The 25,705-nt window shown below is 75.1% G+C and carries 20 protein-coding genes; 10 read left to right on the plus strand and 10 right to left on the minus strand.

What is annotated here, in order from left to right; genetic code table 11:
* The first annotated feature begins 81 nt into the window (after positions 1-81).
* The 4 genes from AMPC_RS13560 (at position 82) to AMPC_RS13575 (ending at position 4,791) form a co-directional block, all read left to right on the plus strand.
* Positions 82-2,205, plus strand: coding sequence for an OPT family oligopeptide transporter (locus AMPC_RS13560; RefSeq protein WP_248341813.1), 2,124 nt, complete (start codon positions 82-84; stop codon positions 2,203-2,205).
* A 35-nt stretch (positions 2,206-2,240) separates the two neighbouring features.
* On the plus strand, positions 2,241-3,230 hold the full coding sequence (locus tag AMPC_RS13565) for a hypothetical protein (RefSeq protein WP_248341814.1): 990 nt from the start codon (positions 2,241-2,243) through the stop codon (positions 3,228-3,230).
* Between the two features lie 197 nt (positions 3,231-3,427).
* The gene (locus tag AMPC_RS13570; protein ID WP_248341815.1) at positions 3,428-4,021 is read left to right on the plus strand and encodes a hypothetical protein; all 594 of its coding nucleotides are present in this window, start codon (positions 3,428-3,430) and stop codon (positions 4,019-4,021) included.
* 86 nt (positions 4,022-4,107) lie between these two features.
* Positions 4,108-4,791: a hypothetical protein gene (locus AMPC_RS13575; protein WP_248341816.1), complete on the plus strand. Its 684-nt coding sequence runs from the start codon at positions 4,108-4,110 to the stop codon at positions 4,789-4,791.
* Positions 4,792-4,816: 25 nt separating this feature from the next.
* Here the strand turns inward: AMPC_RS13575 and AMPC_RS13580 are convergent, their stop codons facing one another.
* Complete coding sequence (locus tag AMPC_RS13580; protein ID WP_248341817.1) at positions 4,817-5,260, minus strand: CoA-binding protein; 444 nt, start codon at positions 5,258-5,260, stop codon at positions 4,817-4,819.
* Between the two features lie 167 nt (positions 5,261-5,427).
* Here AMPC_RS13580 and AMPC_RS13585 point away from each other — a divergent pair, with 167 nt between their 5' ends.
* Positions 5,428-5,787: a hypothetical protein gene (locus AMPC_RS13585; RefSeq protein WP_248341818.1), complete on the plus strand. Its 360-nt coding sequence runs from the start codon at positions 5,428-5,430 to the stop codon at positions 5,785-5,787.
* Here the strand turns inward: AMPC_RS13585 and AMPC_RS13590 are convergent.
* The gene (locus AMPC_RS13590) at positions 5,784-7,685 is read right to left on the minus strand and encodes a hybrid sensor histidine kinase/response regulator (protein WP_248341819.1); all 1,902 of its coding nucleotides are present in this window, start codon (positions 7,683-7,685) and stop codon (positions 5,784-5,786) included. The genes AMPC_RS13585 and AMPC_RS13590 overlap by 4 nt on opposite strands.
* Before the next feature lie 151 nt (positions 7,686-7,836).
* Here AMPC_RS13590 and AMPC_RS13595 point away from each other — a divergent pair, with 151 nt between their 5' ends.
* The 3 genes from AMPC_RS13595 (at position 7,837) to AMPC_RS13605 (ending at position 16,265) form a co-directional block, all read left to right on the plus strand.
* Positions 7,837-8,832: a DUF6976 family protein gene (locus AMPC_RS13595; RefSeq protein WP_248341820.1), complete on the plus strand. Its 996-nt coding sequence runs from the start codon at positions 7,837-7,839 to the stop codon at positions 8,830-8,832.
* Positions 8,833-8,906: 74 nt separating this feature from the next.
* The gene (gene larA, locus AMPC_RS13600) at positions 8,907-10,199 is read left to right on the plus strand and encodes a nickel-dependent lactate racemase (RefSeq protein ID WP_248341821.1); all 1,293 of its coding nucleotides are present in this window, start codon (positions 8,907-8,909) and stop codon (positions 10,197-10,199) included.
* 297 nt (positions 10,200-10,496) lie between these two features.
* Positions 10,497-16,265: a NapC/NirT family cytochrome c gene (locus AMPC_RS13605; RefSeq protein WP_248341822.1), complete on the plus strand. Its 5,769-nt coding sequence runs from the start codon at positions 10,497-10,499 to the stop codon at positions 16,263-16,265.
* 79 nt (positions 16,266-16,344) lie between these two features.
* Here AMPC_RS13605 and AMPC_RS13610 read toward each other — a convergent pair whose 3' ends face one another.
* Entirely contained in the window at positions 16,345-17,844 is a 1,500-nt protein-coding gene (locus AMPC_RS13610) for a hypothetical protein (protein WP_248346419.1), read from the minus strand.
* Positions 17,845-18,016: 172 nt separating this feature from the next.
* Here AMPC_RS13610 and AMPC_RS13615 point away from each other — a divergent pair, with 172 nt between their 5' ends.
* Positions 18,017-18,274, plus strand: coding sequence for an FmdB family zinc ribbon protein (locus AMPC_RS13615; protein ID WP_248341823.1), 258 nt, complete (start codon positions 18,017-18,019; stop codon positions 18,272-18,274).
* 4 nt (positions 18,275-18,278) lie between these two features.
* Complete coding sequence (locus AMPC_RS13620; protein WP_248341824.1) at positions 18,279-19,190, plus strand: RluA family pseudouridine synthase; 912 nt, start codon at positions 18,279-18,281, stop codon at positions 19,188-19,190.
* Between the two features lie 132 nt (positions 19,191-19,322).
* Here AMPC_RS13620 and AMPC_RS13625 read toward each other — a convergent pair whose 3' ends face one another.
* From AMPC_RS13625 to aroA, 7 genes are read right to left on the minus strand one after another with little or no spacing between them, the layout of a single operon-like run.
* The gene (locus AMPC_RS13625; RefSeq protein WP_248341825.1) at positions 19,323-20,327 is read right to left on the minus strand and encodes a glycosyltransferase; all 1,005 of its coding nucleotides are present in this window, start codon (positions 20,325-20,327) and stop codon (positions 19,323-19,325) included.
* Positions 20,327-20,761, minus strand: coding sequence for a type II 3-dehydroquinate dehydratase (aroQ, locus tag AMPC_RS13630; RefSeq protein WP_248341826.1), 435 nt, complete (start codon positions 20,759-20,761; stop codon positions 20,327-20,329). Before aroQ ends, AMPC_RS13625 begins: the two co-directional genes overlap by 1 nt.
* Entirely contained in the window at positions 20,758-21,840 is a 1,083-nt protein-coding gene (locus tag AMPC_RS13635) for a 3-dehydroquinate synthase (protein WP_248341827.1), read from the minus strand. Before AMPC_RS13635 ends, aroQ begins: the two co-directional genes overlap by 4 nt.
* A gap of 19 nt (positions 21,841-21,859) precedes the next feature.
* Entirely contained in the window at positions 21,860-22,348 is a 489-nt protein-coding gene (locus AMPC_RS13640) for a shikimate kinase (protein WP_248341828.1), read from the minus strand.
* Positions 22,329-23,474: a chorismate synthase gene (aroC, locus tag AMPC_RS13645; protein ID WP_248341829.1), complete on the minus strand. Its 1,146-nt coding sequence runs from the start codon at positions 23,472-23,474 to the stop codon at positions 22,329-22,331. Before aroC ends, AMPC_RS13640 begins: the two co-directional genes overlap by 20 nt.
* Positions 23,475-24,314: a shikimate dehydrogenase family protein gene (locus AMPC_RS13650; RefSeq protein ID WP_248341830.1), complete on the minus strand. Its 840-nt coding sequence runs from the start codon at positions 24,312-24,314 to the stop codon at positions 23,475-23,477.
* Complete coding sequence (aroA, locus tag AMPC_RS13655; protein ID WP_248341831.1) at positions 24,311-25,603, minus strand: 3-phosphoshikimate 1-carboxyvinyltransferase; 1,293 nt, start codon at positions 25,601-25,603, stop codon at positions 24,311-24,313. Before aroA ends, AMPC_RS13650 begins: the two co-directional genes overlap by 4 nt.
* Positions 25,604-25,705 lie beyond the last annotated feature (102 nt).

Here is a 25,705-nt window from a genome sequence, read left to right on the forward strand (position 1 = left end):
TGGCCTGTCTGGGGCGTCCCCGTTCTGGCCACACCGCGTCATCCGTTCTAGATTCGGGCCATTTCCGTTCAGGGAGACCGAATGAGCGACCCGCGCCACACCTCCTCCCCCACCTCCGATCCGCTCGCGAGCGGCGTCGCCGAGGCGGCCGCCGCCAGGCCGGCCGCCGCCGCCTTCAAGCCCTACGTGGCCGCCGACCGGACCCTGCCCGAGCTCACCCTGAAGGCGGTGGTGGCCGGGGCCTGCTTCGGCATCCTCTTCGGCGCGGCGACCGTGTACCTCGCGCTCAAGGCCGGCCTCACCGTGTCGGCCTCGATCCCGGTCGCGGTGATCGCCATCTCGCTCGGCCGCAAGTTCCTCAAGACCACCATCCTCGAGAACAACATCATCCAGACCGCCGGCTCGGCCGGCGAGTCGATCGCGGCCGGCGTGGTCTTCACGCTCCCCGGGTTCCTGTTCCTCTCGGCCGACCCGGCCACCGGCTCCTCCATCGGCGCCGGCTACTTCAGCTACGTCACGCTCTTCGCGCTGGCGCTGGTGGGCGGCATCCTCGGCGTGCTGATGATGATCCCGCTGCGCCGGTCGCTCATCGTGAAGGAGCACGGGCAGCTCACCTACCCCGAGGGCGCCGCCTGCGCCTCGGTGCTCATCGCCGGCGACAAGGGCGGCGACTTCGCCCGCACCGCCTTCCAGGGCGTCGGGTTCGCGCTCGGCTACGCCGTGCTGCAGAAGGTCTTCCACGTCATCGCCGAGGTGCCGGCCTACGTCACCCGGCAGGCGAACAAGTGGCTCCCCTCCGCCACCGTGAACGGCGAGATCACCCCCGAGTACCTGGGCGTGGGCTACATCATCGGCCCGCGCATCGCCGGCGTGCTGGTCGCGGGCGGCGTGCTCGCCTGGCTCGGCCTCATCCCGCTGCTCGCGGTGCTGGTCCCGGGCGACGCCATCGCCACCCAGCTCCCCAAGGTCGGCTACCAGCCGGCGCAGTTCGGCTGGGATCCCGCCACCCACGCCTTCGCGAGCACCGCCCGCGCCGTCTACTACGCGTACATCCGCCAGGTCGGCGCCGGCGCGGTGGCGGCGGGCGGCTTCATCACCCTGCTCAAGACCGCCCCCACCATCTGGTCCTCGCTGCGCGACGGGCTCAAGTCCATGGGCGACAAGACCGCCGCCGCGTCGGTCTCGCGCACCGAGCGCGACCTCTCCTTCGGCACCGTCATCGCCGGCAGCCTCGGCCTGGTGGTGCTGCTCACCCTGCTGCCGCAGGTCCCGGGCCGGACCCTCCTCAACAAGGTCTTCATCGCCGTCCTGATCATCGCCTTCGGCTTCATCTTCGTGACCGTCTCCTCGCGCATCGTCGGCATCATCGGGTCGTCGTCGAACCCGATCTCGGGCATGACCATCGCGACGCTGATGGCGACCGCCATGGTCTTCGTGGGCCTGGGCTGGACCGGCAGCGCCTACGAGCCGATGGCGCTCGTGGTGGGCGGCATGGTCTGCATCGCCGCCGCCAACGCCGGCGCGACCAGCCAGGACCTCAAGACCGGCTTCCTGGTGGGCGCCACGCCGCGCTACCAGCAGCTCGCGCTCTTCGTGGGCGCCATCGTCTCGGCGCTGGTCATCGGCGTCACCGTGAAGGTGCTCGACACGCCGACCGGCGACCTCGCCCGGCAGGGCGTGGTGCACATGATCGGCACCGACAAGTTCCCGGCCCCGCAGGCGACGCTCATGGCCACGCTCATCAAGGGGCTCCTCTCCCTCAACCTCGACTGGACCTTCGTCCTGGTCGGCGCCTTCTTCGCCATCACCATGGAGCTCTGCGAGGTGAAGTCGCTCTCCTTCGCGGTCGGCCTCTACCTGCCGCTCTCCACCACGCTCCCCATCTTCGCGGGCGGCGCGATCAAGGGGATCGTGGACTGGGCCGCCGCGCGCAAGGGCGAGCCGGCGGAGGAGGGGGAGCTCGGCGGCGGCAGCCTCTTCGCGACCGGCCTCGTGGCCGGCGGCGCGCTCGCCGGCGTGGTGGTGGCGCTGCTCCAGGTGAACGACAACGTGGACGCGTTCATGAACCGCGTGCTCAACCTCCAGCCGGCGCTCGAGCGCGCGCTCGGGCAGGGCGGCTACCAGGTCCTCGGCGTCGGCGCCTTCGCCCTGCTCGGGGCGATCCTCTTCCGGGTGGCGCGCCGCTCCTCGAGCAGGTCGGCGTGAGCCCGGCGCGGCGGGGCGCTAGATCCCGTCCACGCATGCCGCGCCTCCCGCTCGCCGCGCTCCTCGGCGCGCTGGCGCTCCTCCCCGCCGCCTGCCGCTCCCGCGCGGAGCGCGGCGCGGAGGCGCCCGGCGCCGCGACGTCCCGGCCGCCCGCCCCCTTCGACTGGTCCCGCCCCGCGGCCTCGCTGGCGATGGACGCCGGGGAGGTGGCGGCGCGCCTCGGCCCGTTCGAGTGGGAGGCCACGGCGACCTGGACGGTGGTGAAGGCGAGCGACCCCGAGCACCCGATCCACGTCTCGGAGCGGCACCTGCTCCGGCAGCAGGCGAAGGGCGCCTTCCGGGTCTCGACCGAGCTCGACCCCGGGACCTGGCAGGGCGCCGAGACCGGCCGGACCCTCGTGTTCGACGGCGCGCGGACCTTCGCGCGCGGGCGCTGGTCGCCGGCTGGCGGGGCCTTCCGCGCGCGGCCCAACGACCGCGGCGAGGAGGCGCGGCGCCACCGCGAGGAGAGCTTCGGCCTCGCCGAGCAGGTGGCCCGGCTCTGCGGGCCGGCGCTGGAGCTCGCGCCGGCCGGCGAGCTCCGGGTGCTGGCGCGCGCCGCGCGGCGGTACGAGCTCCGGCTCGGCGCGGCCCGCCCGTCCCCGGCGACGCCGCCCGCGGGCCTCTCCTCGGACGACGACACCCGGCGCCGGCTCGGGCTGCTCGAGGGGAGGGTCCCGCAGGCGCTCGAGGGCGAGCTCGTCGCCGACGCCGAGACCGGCGCGCCGCTCGCGGTCCACCTCCGCGCGACCTTCGGCACCCGCGACGACCCGGGCGTCCGGGTGGACCTGTCGCTCGACGCCGCCGTGACCGGGGTGGGCGACCGGGTGCCGGCGGTGCAGGCGCCCGCGAAGCTCGCGCCCGAGCCGAAGGCCCACGGCGTCGCGCGCGCGCTCGAGGCGGTGGGGCTGCGCAAGAAGGGCGAGCCGCCCGCGGAGCGCGCGGAGCCCGGCGAGCCCGAGCCGGCCGAGCCCGAGGCGCCGTAGCCCCCCCCTCTCGCGCGGAGCGGGAGGGCCGGGGAGGGTGCGCGGCGCGACCACGCGACGCCGTCGCGCCACACCGTGCCTCCCCGGCCCGCCGGCCGGGAGCGCGAGAACATCGCTGCGGCGCTGGGTTTTCCTCGCGGAGGGCCCCCCGGCACGGCTCTCGCACCGCTCTGGCGGGCACAGCCCGGAGCCCCGCCATGATCCTCCTCCCCCTCCTGCTCGCGACCACCCTCGGCCAGTACGACCCGGACTACCCGCCGCCGCCCCCGCCGCCGCCGCCGCCCAGCTGGCGCTACCGGCCGGCGCCGCCGGCGCAGGGCGGCTACGAGCCGGCGCGCGGCGGCCTCGGCCTGGTCTGGATGCCGCTCGGCGTCACCGGCTTCAGCGAGGCCACCGGCAACACCGGCAGCTTCCCCGAGGGCCAGCTCAACGTCGAGCTGCGCCCGCCCACCGGCGGCGCGCGGCTGCGGGCCGGGTTCGAGTACGCCGAGGTGGCGCGCTCGGTCGAGGTCGGGCTCAAGTACGACTTCAACGATCGCGGGCAGGTCCGGCCGTTCGTCGGGGTGGCGCTCGGAGCCGGGTCGATCGACCCCCTGTCCGACTGGCACGCCACGCTCGGCGCCTCGGTGGGCGTGGACCTGTTCGTCACCCGCGACTTCTTCTTCAGCATGGAGCTCAAGGGGAAGCGCTTCAGCGGCGGCGACCGGCGCAGCGACGGCTGGTTCTACGATCCCTTCGGCTACACCGCGAGTCAGACCTCGTTCCAGCTCGGCTTCGGCATCTACCTCTAGCCTCCGAGGCGCGGTCGCGCGCCGCCGGCCCGCCCTGCCCCGTCGCGCCGAGGCGACATAGCTTCTGTCCAAGGGAGGATGGACACATGAAGCGAGCGATCATCGCGGGGCTCGCCCTGCTGGCGGGCGCCTGCGCCGGGAGCCGGGGGGAGCGGGGCGGCGACACGGTCTCGGAGGCCGACTACGGGCGGCTTCAACCGAACCAGACGCAGCAGGTGGACGACGCGCGGCAGCAGCAGCTGCAGGCGCAGGACGAGCTGGCCCGCGCGAAGCTGCGCATGACCGACGTGCAGCACGAGCAGGATCTGGCGAAGGCCGACCAGACCGCGGCCGACGCCGACATGAAGCGGGCCCAGGCCGAGACCAAGATCGCGGGCGACAGCAACGACCCCGGCCAGAAGCAGCGCGGGCAGGAGCTGACCCAGACCGCGACGCTCCACAAGAACGCGGCCGACGCGCACCTGGACTACGCCAAGTCGCTCGTCGAGGCCCGCCAGGCCGAGGTGGACGCGGCGCAGAAGCGGGTGGACCTCATGGCGGCGCGGGTGAACCACGCCAAGCTGCAGGCCATGCAGCAGTCGCAGATCCCGGCGGCCGGCAAGTACGACGCCGCGGCCATCACCAACAAGGTGACCAAGGCCGAGAACGACTACACGCAGGCGATGCAGAAGGCGCGGGACCTCGACACCCAGGCCACCGCGGCCCAGGGGCGCTGGCAGGACCTGAACCGGCAGCTCCAGGCCCGCATGGGCGGGACGAACCGCGGGTGAGGTCGCGGCGCGGCCCGCGTCCGCGTCAGCCGCGGTGCCGCGCCCACTCCACCTTGAGGCAGCGATCCTGCACGACGCGGATGCCGGCGCGGGCGAGCCGCTCGGCCGCCGCGTCGTTCCTGATCCCGAGCTGGAACCAGACCGCCCGCGGCCGCTTCGCGAGCAGGTCGTCCACGTGCGCCGGGATGTCGGCCGGGCGGCGGAAGACGTCGACGACGTCGAGGTCCCCGGGCACGTCCGCCACCCTCCGGTAGACCTTCTCGCCCAGGATCTCCGTCGCCTCGGGGTAGTAGACCGGCACCGGGACGATCTCGACCCCGCGCGCCTGCAGCACCGCCGGCACGTCGTGGGCCGGCTGCCCCGCCGCCACCTCGGTCTTGATCCCCAGCACCGCCACCCGCTTCACCGAAGCGAGCAGCGCGCCGATCCCCTCGTCCGTGTCGATCAGGTTCTCGCGCCAGTCGGCCATGCCGGTCTCTTTACGGCGCCGCCCCCGGGGCGCAAGACGCCCGCTCGGCCGGTGAACGCACATGTAGGCAAGCGCGCGATATCACTTGGGTTCCGATCCTCCCGCCGGCGACGAAAACTGGACGGGGCCCGGCGGCCGCCTAGCATGGCTCTCGGAAAGGGAGAGCGATGGAAAAGAAGCGGTCCGCGACGGCGGTGGTCACCGAGGGACAGGCCCAGGCCGCGCTGCGGAAGGGGGCGCTGCGGGCGCTCGACAAGACCGAGGAGAGCGTGCTGCGCATGCGGCTCGGCGCCTCGCTGCCCGGGGCCGCGCCGCTCACGCGCGTCGAGCTCCTGTCCGACGCCCAGATCGAGCTGCTCTCCTACGAGATCGAGGCCTACCTCGAGCTGCGCGCGCGCGGCCTCGCCCCTCGCCGCCGGGCGCGGGCGGCCGCGGCGCCGGCCAAGGCGCCGCCTCGCACGGTCGCGCCCGCGGCCGTGCCGGAGCGCAAGGCCAAGATCCTCTCGGCCCTGAAGCGCAAGCGCTAGGCGCGCGCGGGCTCCCGGCTCGCCGCCACCCGCGCCAGCAGCCGCTCGAGCGCGGCGGGATCGGGCGGCTTGGCCACGTGCTCGTCGAAGCCGGCCTCGGCCGCCCGGCGCCGGTCCTCCGGCTGGGCGTAGCCGCTCACCGCCACCAGCCGGGCGCCGCGGAGCGCCGGGTCCGCCCGGAACGCGCTCGCCACCTCGTACCCGCTCATCCCCGGCAGCCCGATGTCGCAGAGCAAGACGTCGGGCGGCGCCGCGCGCGCCTCGGCCAGCGCGTCCGGACCGGCGTGGGCCAGCCGGACCTCGTGTCCGAAGGCCTCCACCAGCTCCACGAGCGAGTCCGCCACGTCCCGGTTGTCCTCGACCACCAGCACGCGCAGCCGGCGCGGCGCCGCGGTGTCCGCCAGCGCCGCCTCCGCCCGGGCGGCGGCCGGCGCGGACAGCGGCAGCCAGACCGTGAACTCCGCGCCCATCCCCGGCCCGGCGCTGGCGGCCGCGACCCTGCCCCCGTGCATCTCGGCGAGCCCCTTCACGAGCGCGAGGCCGAGCCCCAGCCCACCCGCCGAGCGCGCCAGGGTCCGCTCCGCCTGGACGAACGGCTGGAACACCCGCGCCAGCAGCTCGGGCTCGATGCCCGCCCCGGTGTCGCGGACCCGGAGCTCGGCGCCGTCGCCGGCCCGGGCCAGCGACAGCGTCACCGCGCCGCCGGACTTCGAGAACTTGACCGCGTTCTGGAGCAGGTTGCCCGCGATCTGGGCGATGCGGGTCGGATCGGCGTCCACCCACAGCGGCTCGCCGGGCGCCTCGATCCGGAGCTCGAGGCCGGCCTGCTCGGCCATGGCCCGGTGGTCCTCCCCGGCGCGGCGCACCAGCGCGCCGAGCTCGAGCGGCTCCCGGCGGAGCTCGACCCGTCCCCGGGTGATGCGCGTCACGTCGAGCAGGTCGTCCACCATGCGCGCGAGGTGCTCCACCTGCCGATCGATCACCCCGAGCATCCGCTCCAGGCGGGCGGGATCGGCGGCGGCGCCGCGGTTCAGCAGGTAGACCGCGTTTCGGATGGGCGCGAGCGGGTTGCGCAGCTCGTGCGAGAGGACGCTCAGGAACTCGTCCTTGCGCCGATCCACGCTCTCCAGCTCTCCGGCCAGCGTGCGGTAGCGCGCCTCGCTCTCCTCGAGGGCGCGCCGCGCCTCCTTCTCGGCCGTGAGGTCGAGCACGAAGACCGCCACCCCGTCGGCCTGACGCGTGCTCCCGACCAGCACCGGCACCCGCGTGCCGTCTGGCCGCACGTGCCAGCGCTCGTGGCGCGGGCCGAGCCCTGGCTGCGCCCACTCCGGCGCCGGGCCGCGCTGGAGCCGGAAGCGCTCCGCCTCGAGCTCCGCGCGCGAGCGGCCCAGGATGCGCAGGTACTCGTCGTTGGCGAACTCGAGCCCGCCGGCGCCGTCGAGGAAGGCGATGCCGATGGGCGCGTCGCGCGCGAAGCGCTGGAACCGCGTCGCCTGCGCCTCGAGCGCGGTCAGCCGGAGCTGCCGCCCGAGCAGGCTGCCCGCCCGCGGAGCCTCCGGCCCCGCCGCCCGCTTGCGCCGCGAGGCGTGCACCACCCAGGCCGAGGTCAGGCCGACGAGGACCAGCCCGGCCAGCGCCACCGGATCGAAGTTCGCGCCGGGGAGCAGCAGCCAGGCCGCGGCGCAGGCCAGCCCCGAGAGGGCGGCCGCCAGGAGCCCGGGCCACAGCCCCCCGAGGTACGCGGCCACCAGGGCCGGCGGGACGAACAGCAGGAGCCTGAGCCCGGCCGCCCGGGGCCCGACGGCGGCCGCGGCGAGCCAGGCGGCGCCGGTGAGCGCGAGCGGGATCAGGGACGCTCTCGCGCATCGGGGCGCGGTGGCGGCGGCGGCGGACGTCATGACCCGGGCGCGCCGACCGTGACGTGCCGGCGACGCCCGCTCTCCTTTAGCGCGGGACCGCCGCGGCGGCAGCGGCTCGCCCGGGCGTGGCACCCCGGAGGACGAGGGGCCGGCCTGGTGGCGCGGGGGGGCGGGCCGTTATGTCAGCCGGATGCCACGCCGGCAGCTGCTCGAGGTCGGGGAGGTCGCCGCGCTGCTCGGGCGCGACGAGCCGCTCCTGCTCGCCGGCGACGAGGCGCTCCTGCGCCGGCTGCCGCCGGGGCGCTGGATCGCGGGCACCATCCCCTACTTCATGACCGAGGCCGGCGGGGTGGTGGACCGGGAGCGGATCTTCGTGGAGCACCTGCCGCCCGGCGTGGACTGCCTCGGGATCCGCCGGTACGGCGAGGAGGAGATCTCGCGCGTCTACGCCGACCTGCCCGAGGGCGCGCTGGCCGCGATGATCGCCCCGTGCTGGAGCCGGGTCCACCTCGCCTTCGCGCTCCACGCCCCGCGCTACCCGGGGTTCGCGACCGCGCCGCTCTTCGGCTGGATCGCCGGCGTCCACCTGTCGGAGCTCGGCGCGTCCGCGCCGCGCGTCTTCGACGGCAGCGCCGCCGAGCCGCTGTCGGACCAGGCGATCGTGATGCAGCTCTCCCTCGCGCCGGGCAAGGTGCCCGACCTCGGCATCGTCAACGTCTTCGAGAGGGGGGACGGGCCGACCCTCACCTTCCCCGAGACCGGGTTCACGGCAGCGACGGTCGCGGTGGACGGCCGTCCGGAGCCGCTGGTCGGGTACCTGGAGCGGAGCGGGCTCGACACCCGGTTGCCCCTGGTGGCCGACTACGCCGGCGCCTCGATCAACGTCAGCTTCCAGTCGGTGGACCGGGAGCGCGGCGAGGTCCGCTTCTTCGCGCCGGTGTTCGCCGGGGTGGAGTACCAGCACGCGCGGCCGCTCCCCGACTCCGTCCGCGCCTTCGCCTCGGCGCTGCCCACCGGGCTGGGCCGGCGCGTCGCCTTCTCCTGCAACTGCGTCCTGAACTACGTGAACCTGGAGCTCGAGGGCCGGCGCATCGGCGACGTGGTGGGCCCGATGACCTTCGGCGAGATCGCCTACCAGCTCCTCAACCAGACCCTGGTCTACCTCTGCATCTCGGAGGGCGACTGACGCCGGCAGGGAGGTCGCCCCGAGCGAGGCACGTCCGTCCGGATTACGATGGGGCTCCAGGAAGGGGGCCTCCCATGGACGTCGAGCTGAGCTACGGCCGCGGCACCTTGCCGGTCCGGCTGCCGGAGGGCGTGGAGGCGACGGTCCTCCGCAAGCCGGAGATGCCGGTGCTGCCCGACCCCGAGGGCGCGGTGGCCGAGGCGCTCCGCGCGCCGGTGGAGGCGCGGCCGCTCGAGGAGGAGGCGCGCGGCGCCCGCTCGGCCTGCGTCCTCGTCTGCGACATCACCCGCCCGGTGCCGAACCGGCTCATCCTCCCGGCCGCGCTCCGCGCGCTGCTCGCGGCCGGGCTCGCGCCGGAGGACGTCCGCGTGCTGGTCGCGACCGGCCTCCACCGGCCCAACCTCGGCCAGGAGCTCGAGGAGCTCATCGGCGATCCCTGGGTGCTGCGGACCTTCCGCGTCGAGAACCACGACGCGCGCGACGACGCGGCGCACGTGGACCTGGGGCGCACCGCCGCGGGCACGCCGGTGAAGCTCGACCGGCGCTTCGCCGAGGCCGACCTCAAGCTCGTGACCGGGCTCGTGGAGCCGCACTTCATGGCGGGCTACTCGGGCGGCCGCAAGGTGATCGCGCCGGGCGTGGCGCACCGGGACACCATCACCACCTTCCACAACTTCCGCTTCATGTCCCACCCCCGGGCGGAGAACTGCGTCCTCGACGGGAATCCGCTCCACTCGGAGCAGCTCGCCATCGCCGGGATGCTGGGGCGGGTGCTCGCCGTGAACGCCGTCCTCGACGAGGCGCGGCGCCTCTCCTTCGTGAGCTACGGGGAGCTCGCCGCGAGCCACGCCCGGGCGGTCGCCTTCGTCGAGCGCTACGCGGTGGTGCCGGTGGGGCGGCGCTTCCAGACCGTCGTCACCAGCGCGGCCGGCTACCCGCTCGACAAGACCTACTACCAGACGGTGAAGGGGATGGTGGCGCCGATGGACATCCTCGCGCCCGGCGCCGACCTCGTCATCGCCTCGGAGTGCTCGGAGGGGATGGGCTCGCGCGAGTACGTGGACGCGCAGCGGCGGCTCGTGGAGCTGGGCGCCGACGGCTTCCTGCGCGCCATCTCCGGGAAGCCGTTCGCCGACGTGGACGAGTGGCAGACGCAGATGCAGCTCAAGCCGATGCGCGGCGCGCGCGTTCTCCTCTACGCGCCGCGGCTCTCCGCGAAGGACCAGGCGCTCACCGGCGTGGAGGTCGTCGCCTCCGTCGAGGAGGCGGTGCGGCGGAGCGTGGCGCGGAGCGGCGACCGGCACGTCGCGGTGATCCCAGAGGGGCCCTACGTGGTCCCCGTCTACCGCGCCGGCGCCGATTCCTGAACGGCCGGGTCGTCGTGACCCCAGTTTCGTGGCCCTGGGTCCACGCTGCGCGTAGGCGCAGGTGCGCCCCGGGATCGGCTTGTCGAGCGAGATCCGGTGTTTTCACCCAATGGGTGGGGCATATGCCCGATCAAAGGGTCACCCCATGTGGGTGCCTCACGGGTGCGCAGTTTCTGCATACTCAAAAAACGCAGTCCCAACCGGACCGGTAAGCTTTCGACCCCGTCCGGCGCCCGACCGCGCGGTGCTCCCTCCATGGAGGGAGCAACCGGAATGTGACTTGCACTCCGTGCCGGCATGTACCGATTCGAGTCGTGCGCCTCGGGGGGCGACGATGCGCGGCGTTCCGCGCTCCACCTACTCCGCCGCACACTGCTCGTCGCCCTGGGCGCGCTCGTCCTGTGGGCCGGGCCGGCCGGCGCCCAGACCAAGACCTACCGCTGGCAGCCCAACGACAACACCGGCACCTTCGGCGGCTACACGGTGAGCTACGGGGCCTGGTACAACTCCTGGGGGTGCAGCGCCGCCTCGAACGTCGTCCAGCGGCGCGTCACCTCGATGAACACCAGCAGCACCTTCGCCTGCAACACCGGCACGTACGTCTCGACGTCCCAGAGCGGTCCGTTCGAGCTGCTGCTCGCCATCAGCGACGCGGCCTACGCGGCGGACACCCTCGTCACCGGCAAGAGCACCGGCACCCGGATCGCGCTCAACAAGAGCGTCAGCCTGCCGGTCACCGTTCGGATCACGCTCGGCTACGCGTCGGGCGGCTACCTCTACCCGTGGGGCTACACCGAGGTGCCGGTCAACGGGGCCGGCGTCATCACCCCCGACCTCTCCCGGATCTCGGGCGTGGCCCCGGCCGGCACCAACCTCGCCATGCAGGTGGCCCTGGTCACCAACAGCGGCGGCGACTCGGTCACCGTCTACGTGGGCGACTCGCGCGCGACCGGCGACGCCTCGGGCACGCTGGTGGTGGACGAGGGCACCTCGGGCACCGTCACCATCGCCGACGTCGCCACCAAGGAGGCGAACAACGGCCTCGTCGTGGCCCCCGGCAGCGGCGCCATCGTGCTCGACGGCTTCCTCGTCTCGACCACCTCCAACACCAGCCCGTCGATCTTCACCGTCACCCTCGCCTTCGACGCCGGCACGGCCGAGGCGGTGAGCCTGGTCGAGGTGACCGACTCGACGGGCGCCACCGTCTACGGCTCGGTCTCGAACCCGGGGGTGGACACGTTCGACGTCGCGCTCAACCCGGCCATCTTCGCCACCACCACGCCGACCGAGTACCGGGTGCGGGTCACGCCCAAGAGCCAGACCGCCCTGCCGAGCGTGAAGAACTGGACCGTCCGCGGCGTCGTCTACGGCGCCATGAGCGCGCTCCCGGCCACCATCACCGACGCGGACAGCGCCCGCATCGTGATCGACAACCTGCCGCCGTCGCCGCCGAGCGGCCTCGTCGCCCAGGCGGGCGCCAGCCAGGAGAGCCTGGGCTGGACCAACCCGCTCAACGTGGACCTCAGCCAGGTGGTGGTGGTCCGCGGCACCTCGGCCACCTTCACCGGCGCGCCGGTGGACGGGACCACCTACGCCGTGGGCAACGCCATCGGCAACGGCACGGTGGCCTGCGTGGTGGCGAAGCCCGGCGCGACCTGCACCGACACGCAGGCGAGCGGCGCCTGGTACTACCAGGCCTTCGCGGTGGACCTGTACGGCAACTACTCGGCCGCGAGCAACGTGGCCGGGCCGGTCGCGCCCGGCGCGACCACCACCCTCGCCGACGGCGCCCCCGCGGCCGCGAGCGTCTCCCCGCTCTGCCCCGGCAGCGCCATGACCTTCGCCGACGCCTTCAGCCTGCAGGCGAGCAGCGGCGCGGCCGACACCGTCACCGGGCTCACCGTGCGGCTCGCGGCGGGCACCTCCCCGCAGGTGGCGGCCGTCACCCTCACCGACGCGAACAACGTCGTCCTCGCCACCGGGACGCGCCCGTCCGCCGGCGACGACTGGACCTTCACCGGCCTCTCGCTCCCGGTGCCGGTGTCGCCGGCCGCCGCGGGGCAGTACCGGATCCAGCTCACGCCGCAGCCGCACACGCTGCTCCCCGAGGTCCCGGGCGCCACCTACGCGCTCACGGCCCGCGTGGTCGGGGCGACCAAGGCGCTCTCGACGAACCTCCTCGTCACCGACACCGCCGAGGCGACCCTCAGCCTCGACAACTCGTCGCCCGCCGCGGTGACCGGCCTCACCGCGTCCAGCCCCGGCTCCGGCCAGATGACCGTGAGCTGGACCAGCACCGGCGGGTACACCCTGCTGGCGCGCAGCACCGCGCCGATCACGCGCGGGGCGCCGGCCGAGGGCACCGCCACCTACAACCCCGGCGACGCCCTCGCGACCAACGTCGCCGTGGCCTGCACCGGGAACATCGCGACCTGCACCGACACCGGCCTCGTGAACGGCACCACCTACTACTACCGGGCGTTCACCCGGGACTCCTGCGCCAACTGGTCGCTGGGCGCCGACGTGTACGGCGGCCCCTCGGTGACCCTGCCGACCGGCACCGTCGCGACCGTCACGACCCAGCCCACGGGGTCGATCACCCGCGGCGGCGCGCCGGTCATCGCCGGCTACGTCAAGCTCACTGCCGGCGCGAGCGGCAGCGTGACGCTCGGGCAGATCGCCGTCGCCAACGCGGCGGCGACCTCTCCCGCGGCGGCCGACACCGACATCGCGAGCGTGGTGATCGCGAACGACACCACCGGCGCGGTCCTCGGCGTGGCCACCTGGAACGCCAGCGCCGCCCGCTACGTGCTGTCCGGGCTCTCGACCACCGTCCCGGCGGGCAGCACCCTGACCCTGCGGGTGACGGTGGCCGCGGCGCGCGCCGCGACCATCGGCGCGCAGTTCCAGCTCCGGGTGGCGCCCGCCGACGTCACGCTCGCGGCCCCCGCCGCGACCGCCGGCTCGACCGTGACCGGGAACGCCTTCGCCATCGTCGCCGGCGCCATCGCCGAGGGCAGCACCACCGGGTACTCGCTCCTGCCGCAGGTGTCGATCGTGAACCCGTCCGACAACAAGGTGCTGAGCGGCGGGTTCCGGCTCCAGGTCCACGTCTGGAGCCCGACCGCCAACGGCGTGGCCGACCTGCTCTCGTACACCTACTCGACCAACGGCTCCGCCCCGGACTGCACCGGCACGGCCAAGACCCTCACCCAGAGCGGCAACTACCAGCTCGGGCAGCGCGCCGGGATCTTCGAGGCGCAGGTCTCCACGCTCCCCCAGGGCAGCTACATCCTGCGGGCCTGCGCCCGGACCAGCGACGGCGTGGTGCAGGCGCGCGCGGTCAACTTCGTGGTGAAGGCCGGGAACGCCGGGGACGGCAACCTCCTCGTCCGCGACAACTCCGAGCAGCTCTGCACCGACTGCCACAACCTGCGCTCCCACTCCTCCGAGACCACGAGCCGCAAGTACGGCTCCTTCGCCATCGGCTGCCGCGACTGCCACGCGCCGCACGGCAGCAAGAACACCTACCTCGTGAAGGGCCAGATCACGCCCCCGGCGGTGAACGGCGTGCAGGCCCCGCGGACGGTCAACTTCAAGAAGACCAGCGGCGACTCCGGGGTGAGCGGCAGCGATCCGAACGCCTCCTTCATCAACTCCGACGGGACCGGCCCCTGCCAGACCTGCCACACCCGCACCTCGAACCCGTGGGACTCGACGGTGCCGCGCTGGCGCAACACCGGCAACTCCGACAGCCACTACTCCCAGAAGGCCGGGACGACGTCCTGCTTCAACTGCCACAAGCACAAGAACGGCTTCAGCCCGGAGAGCCGCGGCGGCGACTCCTGCGACCAGTGCCACCAGAAGATCTGGGAGCGCATGAGCGGCACCGTGGCGAAGGTCTCGCGCCACCCCATCGGCAACGTGCCCGGCACGAACACCTCGCCGGTGGACAACAACATCTCCTGGACCACCGGGCCGCTCAAGACCGCCAACGACCCGTCGGTGCGCTCCTGCCTCAACATGTGCCACCCGGACAAGCGGCACAACGAGCCGGGCGGCTGGACCCACGCCTTCGGCGTCTACGGCGACCCCACCACCGGCACCAGCCGGGCGGTGACGCGCGGCAGCGACGGCGAGATCGTGACCGGCAACGTCTCCGACAGCGACTTCGACGCCACCAAGACCGGCGGCGGGCTCTGCGCCGGGTGCCACCAGCAGCCCATCAACTCCGGCGGCTACACCATCTCGAAGGACACCTTCGGCGGCACGGCGCACGACTTCGACTCGGACGTGGTCTGGGGCACCTGGGGCTACACCATGCGCGACGGCTCGCGCTTCCGCCGCAACTGCACCAAGTGCCACTCGGATCGGGCGGACAAGCAGCCCACCGACGACACCTACCCCTTCGGCGCGGTCCACTACTCCGACTACCCGAAGCTCCTCGCCGGCTCGCTCAAGCCGGGCACCGACGGCCAGGCCGTCTTCCTCTGCTTCAACTGCCACGGCAACGGCGTCATCGGCGTGAACCGCTCGAACGACCTCGCCTCGCCCACCAACAAGTTCTACGCCCACCCGGTCGCGACCGACACGCAGCACCAGCTCGGCGACGCCGAGTACAACGCCGCCGCCTGGGGCAACGAGCTCGGCAACGGGCCGGGCACGCGCCACGCGAGCTGCCTCGACTGCCACGTCACCCACCTCGCCAAGCGCGGCGGCCACTCGTACATCAGCGGCACGGTCTCGGTGGCGGCGGGCAGCACCGCGGTGACCGGGGTGGACACCCGCTGGACCTCCTTCTACGTCGGCGGTCGCATCAAGTTCGGCTCGACCACCTTCGACACCGGCCGCACCGCCACCTGGTACACCATCGCCTCGGTGGCGAGCCCGACCTCCCTCACGCTCACCGCGGCCCCCAGCACGGCCTACTCCGGCGTCCCCTACCGCATCGAGCAGATGACCAACAAGGCCGGCCCGGCGGTGGACGGCGCCTGGGGCGTGGTGCCGAACTGGGCTCGCATCGCCGCCGGCGCCAAGGCCGCGAGCGACCTCGACGTCACCAAGAAGAAGCTCGCCTACAACTCGGACCTCGAGGCGTACCTCTGCATGAAGTGCCACTCCAGCTACTGGTGGGGGAGCGCCACGCCGCCGGTGTCGCGGTCCGGCTTCAGCTACTACATGGGCACGGCCTCGTTCACCAACGGGAGCACCACGGTGACCGGCCAGAACACCACCACCACCTACACGTACGGCTCCACCAGCACCACCTCCGGCTGGCTGCCCACCGCCAACCCCGGCCGCTACGTGGGCGCCCTGATCCAGAACGCCGCCGACGGCACCTGGTACAAGATCGTGAGCGTCCAGAGCAACACCCAGCTCACCATCGACCGGGCCTACGCCGGGACCACCGTGAGCGCGCAGCCGTACGCCATCCAGATGGCCCACACCGACCAGCTGCAGGAGTTCAACCCGGCCAACAAGGGCTACCACCCGGTGTTCCAGTCGCGCACCACCCAGACCGGCTACGGCACGGGCTCCATCGGCGATCCCAGCGTGGCGGGCAAGTACTGGCCGGTGACGCAGAACATCCTCTCGCCCTGGACCATGACGAGCACCATGACCTGCAGCGACTGCCACGAGGCCGACACCCCGAACGACGCGGGCGGCCCGCACGGCTCCTCCTACAAGTTCATGCTCAAGGGGCCGAACCGGATCTGGGACGAGAACGTGAAGAACTCGAGCTCGGGCATGCCGGCCGGGACCTTCTGCGCCAACTGCCACGACGCGACCTTCCCCACCTCCGGCACCACCAAGAGCCGCTTCCCGGAGCACCGGATCGGCGACCACGCCGGGAAGATCTGCTTCGACTGCCACAACGCCATCCCGCACGGCTCCTCGAGCGTCGGCATGCTCAACAACGGCAGCGGCACCGGGTTCAGCGACCACGTCTACCCGTACGACCAGTCGGTGAGCGGCAAGCGGCTCTACATCAACTCCGTCCCCTCCAGCGGCTACTTCGACCAGCAGAGCTACTGCGGCTGCAGCAGCCCCTCGCAGCACGGCTAGGACGAGACGGCGGCGGCGCCCGGGAGGGGGCGCCGCCGCCGGCCGTTCGCCCGCGCGAGGTCCTGCTCGCGCGCGACGGCTACCCGAGCAGCGCGAGGAGGCGGGCCGCGCCGAGCGCCGCCGGAGGCTCCTCCCCGCCCCGCTCGCCGCCCGAGACGAACAGCTCGGCCGCGCCCTCGGCGGCGCGCGGGTGGCGCCGAGCGCCCCGCTCGCCGCCCGAGACGAGCAGCTCGGCCGCGCCCTCGGCGGCGTGCGGGTGGCGCCGAGCGCCCCGCTCGCCGCCCGAGACGAGCAGCCCGGCCGCGCCCTCGGCGGCGCGCGGGTTGCGCCACCAGTCCTCGTCGTAGCGCTCGAGCCACTCGCGCCGCAGCGCCTCGGCGCGCGCGGCCCCGGCGAGCCGGGCGGCGTGCCGTTCGGCGCCGCCGTCGCGGGCGGCGAGGACGTCCGGCCAGTCGGCCAGCGTGGCGCGGGCGAAGGCGTCGCGGTGCGCCTCGCGCAGGGCGGCCCCGGAGCAGCCCCGGTCGGCCTCGGCGGCCAAGCGCAGCGCGGCGGCGGCGCAGCGGAGCTGGAAGAGCTGCCGGAGCGCGAGCAGCCGCTGGGCGTCGCGCAGGCGCCCCCGCTCCACCCCGAGCCGCTTCTCGAGGACGGCCGGCTCGAGGAGCAGGCCCGCGAGGAGCGACCCGAGCTGGGCCGGGAACGGCAGCGGCCGCCGGTGCGGCGGGAGCGGCCCCGCGGCGGCGAGGGCGGCGCCCGCGGCGAGGAACAGGTCCTGCCAGTCGCCGGCCCCTCCGCGCGGCCGGAAGGAGACGCGCGCCCCGTGCGCGTGGGCGCCGGGCCACTTGGCCGGGCGCGGCTCGGCGTCCACCCGGATCCGGGCGAGCGGCAGCCCGAGCGGCGAGGCGAGCCCCTCGAGCTCGCGGGCCAGCATCCCGGGCCGGAAGGCGCCCTCGAGCGGACGCAGCGCGAGCAGGTGCAGGAGGTCGGCCCGGGCGAGGTCGCCCTGCGGGCGCGGCGAGAGCCCCAGCTCGCGCCGGGCGAGCCAGCCGAGCACGTCGGCCCAGGCGTCGTCGGTGGCGGCGAGCAGCTCGTCGCCCCCCACCACGGCGTCCCAGTCGGGCGCGAGGCCGACCTCGGCGCGCGCCCGAGCCCGCTCCTCCACCCAGGCCTCGCGGTCGGGGGCGGCGGCCTCGCAGGCCTCGGCGAGGGCGCGACCGAGCCAGCGGCGGCGCTCGCGGTCGGGCTCGGCGAGGAGCCGCAGCGACGCGTCGGCGAGCCCGATCGGGCCGTCCGGCCCGAGACCGGTGGCGCGCGCCTCGGCGGCCCGCCAGCGCTCCTCCCGCCCGGCGGCGGCCCGCTCGGCGCGGAGGGTGGCCACCCGCGCGGCGAGCGCGCCCTCGCCGGCCTCGCGCAGCCGGCGCACCGTCTCGCGGTGCGCGGCCGCGGGGCGGCGCGCGAAGGCGCCCGAGAGGTCGGGCTCGAGGTCGATGCCGGCCACGTGCCGGTGGCGCGCCTCGTCGAGCGCCGCCGCGAGCGCGTCCACCTCCGCCGCCACCTGCACCGGCTCGAGCCGCTCCTCCATTCCCGTTCGCTCCTCGTGCCCTTTTCCCGCGGCGCCCGCGGTGGTATGCCAGCCTCGACGGCCCCAGGGGACCGCGCCGCCGGGTCTGCTTCGCCCGCGGCCGCCCTCGCGGACGCCCGCTTGACAGCGTGCCAGCGGGCCTTAGGTTCGACAACCGGAGAGTCTCACCACCATGCCCATCTACGAGTACGACTGCCCCAAGTGCGGGCGCTTCGAGGTCCTGCAGAAGATGTCGGCCGCCCCGCTCAAGAAGCACGACGTGTGCGGGTCGAAGGTCACCAAGGCGATGAGCGCCAGCTCCTTCGCCTTCAAGGGCTCGGGCTTCTACATCACCGACTACAAGAAGGGGAGCGCCTCCCCGTGCGCCAGCGCCTCGCCCAAGAGCCAGGCCTGCGCGAGCTGCCCGGCCAAGGACGGCAAGGCGGCCTGACCGCGTGAGGTCCCTCGAGCTGCGCGCCACCCGCGCCGACGACGGCGAGCGGCTCGACCGGTTCATCGCCGCCCGCGGCGGCATCTCGCGCGGCCTCGCCCGGCGCGCGCTCGAGGCCGGCGGCGTCTTCCTCGAGGGGAAGCGCTGCAAGGTCGCCTCGCGGCAGATCTGGGCGGGGCAGGCGGTCACGGTCCACCTCGAGGAGGGCGGCCGCGCCGCCGGGGCGCCCGCGCCGCTCGCCCCGGCGCGCCTCCTCTTCGCCGACGCCGACCTGTGCGTCGTGGACAAGCCTGCCGGCGTGCCGGCGCAGCCCACCCTCACCACCGACCGGGGCGCGCTCCCCGAGCTCGCCGCCGCGCTCCTCGGCGCGCCGGTGACGCTGGTGCACCGGCTCGACCGCGAGACCTCGGGCGTGACCGCGTTCGCGCGGACCGCCGAAGCGGCGCGGGCGCTCGCCGAGCAGTTCCGGACCGGCGTCCCGGAGAAGACCTACCTCGCCCTCTGCGCCAGGGCGCCCTCGCCGCCGGAGGGGCGGATCGACGCCCCGCTCGGCCCCGACCCGCTGCGCAAGGGGATGCGGAAGGTCGATCCGCGCGGCGAGCCGGCCGCCACCCGCTACCGCACGCTCGCGGTCGGCCCGGGCGGCGAGGCGCTCGTGGAGGCGCGGCCGGAGACCGGGCGCACGCACCAGATCCGCGTCCACCTCGCGCACCTCGGCGCCTCGCTCCTCGGGGATCCGCGCTACGGCGGGCCGCGCCGGGTGGGCGAGCTGCGCGTGCCGCGGGTGATGCTGCACGCGAGGCGGCTCGAGCTGCCCCACCCCGCCGGCGGCGCGCCGATGGCGTTCGAGGCGCCGGTGCCGGACGACCTCGCCGGGCTGGCGACGGCGCTCGGGCTGGCGCTCCCGGCGCGCTGAGCGCGCCCCCCTGGACAAGGCCCGCCCGATGCAACTGCGGGTGACCGGCCGCCGCGCGTCACCTTTGCGATTCACCGTGCGTGAGCTTGCAGGCACCGGCGGGTGGGCGCGGGTGGGCGCGCCTCGCCCCCGCTACGCCACGCACCGGAAGTCGCGCACCTCCACGAAGCCCTGCTTCGCGAGCTCGGCGCGGATGAGCGGCCGCGCGCCGGGCGCGCCGACCGCGACGAGGAGCGGCAGGCCGCGGGCGCGCGCGGCCTCCTCGTAGCCGACCACCTCGGCGCCGGCGACCCGCCGGCCCAGCTTCTTCCGGTCCACCTCGAGGAAGAGCGCCGGCCGGATGCCGTGCGGCGCGAGGGCGCGGGCGAAGGCGCGCCCGGTCTCGCCGGCGCCCCAGATCGCCACCTCGGCGCGGCCGGCGAGCGGGCCCGCCGCGAGGTGGTGCGCCTTGAGCGCGAGGTGGCGCGGGAGGGCGTAGCGCGGGTCGGTCCGCGTGAGCCGCCCCGCCGACTCCCGCCAGTCGAGGAGCGTGGCCGGGAGGTTGGTGAGCCGGCCGCCGGCGGCGGCGAGGCGGAGCCAGAGGTCGTAGTCCTCGGGGAAGTCGCCCTCGCGCCAGCCGCCGGCGGCGCGGAGCGCGGTCGCCCGGATCGCCGCCGCCGGGTGGACGAGCGGCGCCTCGACGAAGAGGTCGCGCGCGCAGAGCGCGGGCGAGGTGAGCCCGTTCAGCCACGCCGCGTAGCGCGCCATCCCGGGCCGGACGTCGCGGCGCGGGAAGAGGCGCACCCGGCTCCCGGCGGCGGCGAGCCCGGGGTCCTCCGCCAGCGCCGCCAGCTGCCGCGCGAGCCGCGCCGGGTGGGCCACGTCGTCGGCGTCCATCCGCGCGATCACCTCGGCGTCCGCGGCCGCGAGGGCCCGGTTGAGCGCGCCGGCGATCCCCTCCCCCGGCCCGCGGAGCAGCTTCAGCCGGCGGTCGCGCCCGGCGACCCGCTCGAGCGCCTCCGCCGTCCCGTCGCGCGAGCCGTCGTCCACGGCCACGAGCGCGAGGTCGCGGAAGGTCTGGCGCAGGATGGAGGCGGCCGCGGCGCGCACCGTGCGCGCGGCGTCGCGGGCCGGGAGGAGGACGGCGACCCGGGGCACTACGCGCCGGCGATCCGGCCGAGCAGCCAGCGGGCCGCGAGCAGGTAGCCCTGCACGCCGAGCCCGACGATCTGCCCGTCCATGGCCGGGGCGAGCACGCTCTCGCGCCGCCACGCCTCGCGGGCGTGGACGTTGGAGATGTGCACCTCCACCTTGGGGAAGGCGAGCGCCCTGAGGGCGTCGTGGAGGGCGTAGCTGGTGTGCGTGAAGGCGCCGGGGTTGAGGACGAGCCCCTTCGCGATCTTCCGGTGCTCGTGCAGGAAGTCGATGAGCGCGCCCTCGTGGTTCGACTGGAACGCCTTCACCTCCACGCCGGCGGGCGCGCAGGCCTCGCGCACCATCCGCTCCACGTCGGCGAGGGTGGTCGCGCCGTAGACCTCCGGCTCGCGCTCGCCGAGCAGGTTCAGGTTCGGTCCGTTGACGAGCAGGATCATGTCCCCTCCGCGATGTCGGCGAGCGCCGCCCGGAGCGCCGCCGGGTCGGCCTCGACGTCCCACTCCACGCCCCAGGACTCGCCCACCGCCTGCGGCAGCACCCAGCGCAGGCCGGCGGCGGTCCGCTTCTTGTCGGTCGCCATGAGCGCCGCCGCCTTGCGCGCCACCGCCGAGGGCACGCGCACCGGCAGCCCCGCGCCGGCGAGCGCCTCGTCGAGGGCGAAGGCCTGCTCGGCGCCGACCCGGCCCATGCGCGCCGCCAGCCGGAAGGCGAAGGCGAGCCCGACCGCGACCGCCTCGCCGTGGGTGTAGCGCCGGAAGCCGCCGGCCGCCTCGACGCCGTGGCCGAAGGTGTGGCCGAGGTTGAGGAGCTTCCGCTCGCCGCGCTCGAAGGGATCGCGCGCCACCACCTCGAGCTTGATGCGGGCGCACTCGGCGACCAGGCCGGCGTCGGCCTTGCCGCGGGCGGCGGCGCGGGCGGCCGCCGGGAGGAGCGAGGGCCGGAGGGCCGCGTACTTGAGCACCTCGCCGAAGCCGCTGCGCAGCTCGCGGAAGGGGAGCGTGGCGAGCCCCGCCGGGTCCATCAGCACCGCCATGGGCGGGTGGAAGGCGCCGACGATGTTCTTCGCCGCGGGCAGGTTCACCGCCGTCTTGCCGCCGAGGGCGGCGTCCACCATCCCGAGGAGCGTGGTGGGGACCGCGAGCCAGTCCACCCCGCGCATGAAGGTGGCGGCGAGGAAGCCGGCGGCGTCGGTCACGGCCCCGCCGCCGGCGGCGATCACCAGCGAGCGGCGGGTGAGGCCGGCGCGCAGGAGCTTCTGGGCGGCCCGCTCGATCTCGGCGAGCCGCTTGCCCTTCTCGCCGTCGGGGAGCACGTGGACGAGCGCCAGCCGGCCGGTCCGCGCGAGCTGCCGCTCGAGCCGCTCGACGAGCGGCGTCGCCCGCACCGGCGCGGCGGTGACGAGCGCCACCGCGTCGCGCTCGGAGGCGAGCTCGGCGGCGGCGGCGGCCGCGCCCTTGCCCACGCAGACCGGGTACTCGCGCCCTTCCTGGCGCGCTTCCAGGATCTCGATGCTCACGGTCGACCGCCTTTGCTCGTCACAGGAGCCCCAGGATACGCCGGGCGACCGCCTCGGGCGCCTTTCCGTCCACCGCGACGGTGAGGTGGGCGCGGCGGTAGAGCGGCAAGCGGCGGCGCAGGAGCGGCTCCCAGCTCGCCGCGAGCGGCCGGTGGCCGGTGGCGCCGATGCGCCGGGCGGCCTCGGCCGCCGAGACATCGAGGAAGACCACGCGGCCGCGCCGGAGGAGGTGCTCGGCCGAGGCCTGCGCGCAGAAGGCGCCGCCGCCGAGGTCCACCACCAGCGGGCCCGCGAGCGAGGCCACCACCTGGCGCTCGAGGGCGCGGAAGGCGGGCTCGCCGTCCTCGGCGAAGATGCGGGCGATGGGCTTGCCGGCCCGGGCCTCGATCACCGCGTCGGTGCAGACGAAGCGGCGCCCGAGGAGGCGCGCGAGCTCCCGCCCCACGGTGGACTTGCCGGCGCCCATCATCCCGGCGAGGGCCAGCGTCTCAGCGGAGCCGAGCGGCATAGGCCTCGAGCGCGGCCGCCACGTCGCCCACGGTGTCGCCGCCGAACTTCTCGAGCAGCGCGTCGGCGAGCACCCAGGCCACCACCGCCTCGCCCACCACCGCCGCCGCCGGCACCGCGCAGACGTCGCTCCGCTCGTACTTCGCGGAGACCGGCTCGCGGGTGGCGATGTCCACCGAGGGGAGCGGGGTCATCATGGTCGGGATGGGCTTCATGAAGCCGCGGACCACCACCGGGGCGCCGTTGGTGACGCCGCCCTCGAGCCCGCCGGCCCGGTTGGTCTCGCGGTAGAAGCCCTGCTCGGCGCCGTAGCGGATCGGGTCCTGGAAGCGGTCGCCGGGGAGGTCCACCCGCGTGCCCTCGCCGATCTCGGCGGCGCGGATGGCCTGGATGGCGCAGAGCGCGCCGGCGAGCCGGCCGTCGAGCCGCCGGTCCGGGTGGACGTAGCTGCCGAGCCCCGCCGGCAGCCCCTCGGCGTAGACCTCGAAGGCGCCGCCGATGGCGGAGCCGCGGGCCTTCTCGCGGTCGATGATGCCGCGCCAGAGCGCCGCCGCCGCCTCGTCGTCGGTGTGGACGTCGGAGGCCTCGATGGCGGCGCGCTGCGCGGCGGTGGGCGGGACGCCGCTGCGGCGCAGCTCCTCGCCGATGGCCACCACCCGCGAGCTCACGGTGACGCCGAAGCGGGCCAGGAGCTGGCGCGCCAGCGCGCCGAGCGCGACCACGGTGGCGGTGCCGCGGGCGCTGGCGCGCTCGAGCACGTCGCGGGCGTCGTCGAGCCCGTACTTCTGCACGCCGGCGAGGTCGGCGTGGCCCGGGCGCACCTGCGTGAACTTGCGCCCGCCGCGGGCGTAGGGGGAGACGAGCTCCTTCCAGTTCTCGTGGTCCTTGTTCCAGACCAGCAGCGCGATGGGCGAGCCGGTGGTGACGGCGCCGCGGATCCCGGAGAGGAACTGGGCCTCGTCGGTCTCGATCTTCATGCGGCCGCCGCGGCCGTAGCCCTTCTGGCGGCGGCGCAGGTCGCGGTTCACGGCGTCGAAGTCCACCGCGAGGCCGGCCGGGAAGCCCTCGGCGATGGCGCAGAGGGCGGGGCCGTGGGACTCGCCGGCGGTGAGGTAGCGCAGGGGCATCTAGGGGGCTCCGTTCAGCGCCGCCCGCATCGCCGCTTCGGGCGCGGGGCGGCCGGTCCAGATCTCGAGGGCGAGGGCGCCCTGCCGGAGCAGCACCTCCTCGCCGCTCACGAAGGCGGCGCCCGCGTCCCGCGCCGCGCGGGCGAAGGGCGTGTCGCCGTAGACGAAGTCGAGCACCACCTGGCCGGAGCGCAGCGGCACCGGGCAGGTGGTCTTCTCGTGCAGGCCGATGGAGGTGCCGTTCACGACGGCGTCGAAGCTCTCCGAGTCGTGGCGGGCCTCGGCCCAGGGCAGGACGCTCACCGGCGCGCCCCCTCCCGTGCCGGCTCCCGCGGCAGGCGCGGGCGGCACCGCCGCGAGCTCGCGCGCCTTCTCCTCGCGGCGCGCCGCCACCGCGACCTCGAGCCCGAGCTGCCGCAGCGCCCAGAGCGCCGCCCGGGCCGCGCCGCCGGCCCCGAGGAGGAGCGCCCGCTGTCCCGGCTTCACGCCGGCGCCGGCGAGGAGCGACACGCAGGCGGGGGCGTCGGTGTTGGCGGCCTCCCAGCCGGACGGGCCGCGCTTCAGGGTGTTGGCGGCGCCGACCGCGCGCGCCACCTCGTCGGCCGAGGCGGCGGCGGCGAGGGCGTCCTGCTTGTGCGGCACGGTGACGTTGAGCCCCTGGAACCCGAGCGCGAAGGCGCCGCGCAGCGCCTCCTCGATCCGGGCCGGCTCGGCCGGGAGCGCCACGTAGGCGGCGTCGAGGCCGAGCGCGGCGAAGGCGGCGTTCTGCATGGCGGGCGAGCGGCTGTGGGCCACCGGCCAGCCGACGACGCCGTAGAGGGTGGTGCGGCCGGAGATCACCTTTCGCCTCCGCACAGCCGGTCGAGCAGCTCGAAGAAGCCGGGGAAGCTGGTGCGCACGCAGCCGACGTCGTCGAGCGCCACCGCCTCGCCGCGGGTGAAGAGCTGGGCCACCGCCATGCTCATCGCGATCCGGTGGTCGAGCTTGGTCTCCACCGCCACCCCGGAGAGCGGCGTCGGCCCCTCGATGGCGCAGCCGTCGTCGAAGAGCTCGATCCGCGCGCCGGCCCGGTGGAGCAGCTCGCCCATGGTGGCGAGCCGGTCCGACTCCTTCACCCGGAGCTCCTTCGCGTCCCGGATCACCGTCCGGCCGCGGGCCTGGGTGGCGAGGACCATCAGCACCGGCAGCTCGTCGATGAGCCGGGGCACGAGCGGGCCCGCGATCTCCGTCCCCGCGAGGGCGCCCCCCTCCACGGTCACGTCGGCGCGGGGCTCGCCGGCGCTCTCGCGCCCGTTCGCGAGGGTCACCCTGGCGCCCATGGCCCGCAGCACGTCGAGGAGCCCGGTGCGGGTGGGGTTCACGCCCATGCCGAGCGCGGTGACGCGCGAGCCCTCGAGGCCGGCGGCGGCGCAGAGGAAGAAGGCGGCGGAGGAGATGTCGCCGGGGACGTCCACCTCGCCGCCCGCGGGGCGGCCGGGGCGCACCGCGACGCGGGGGCCGTCGGCGCGGAGCGCGACGCCGCGGCCGGCCAGCATCCGCTCGGTGTGGTCGCGCGACGGGGCCGGCTCCTCGACCACCGTCTCGCCCTCGGCGAAGAGGCCGGCGAGGAGGAGCGCGCTCTTCACCTGCGCGCTCGCGACCGGGAGCACGTGGGTGGCGCCCCGGAGCCGGGCGCCCTTCACCACCACCGGCGGGAGCCGGTCGCCGTCGCGGGCGGAGAGGTCGGCCCCCATGCGCCGGAGCGGGTCGAGCACGCGCCGCACCGGGCGGCGCCGCAGGGAGGCGTCGCCGGTGAGGACCGAGAGGCCGGGGACGGCGGCGAGCACGCCGCAGAGGAGGCGGAGGCTGGTGCCGGAGTTGCCGCAGTCGATCACGTCGGCCGGCTCGACGAGCGCGGCGGGGGGCTCCACCACGACCGCCGCGCCGTCGCGCGACACCCGCGCCCCGAGCGCCTCGACCGCCTTCCAGGTGGAGTGGACGTCCTCCGCCTCGAGCAGCCCGGTCACCCGCGAGGGCGAGGTGGCGAGGGCGCCGAAGAGGAGGGCGCGGTGCGAGATCGACTTGTCGCCCGGCACGGCGAAGCTGCCGCGGAGCGGTCCCTTGCGGCGGCAGACGAGCGGCGTTTTCATGGCGGCACCCCGTTCACTCGATCTTCCCGGCGTCAGCACCGCCGCCATGAATCGAGATCCGGCGCCTTCCGGCGCCTCTATCAGGGGGAGAGACTCTCCCCC

The organism is Anaeromyxobacter paludicola, from assembly GCF_023169965.1.
Classification (GTDB): Bacteria; Myxococcota; Myxococcia; order Myxococcales; family Anaeromyxobacteraceae; genus Anaeromyxobacter_B; species Anaeromyxobacter_B paludicola.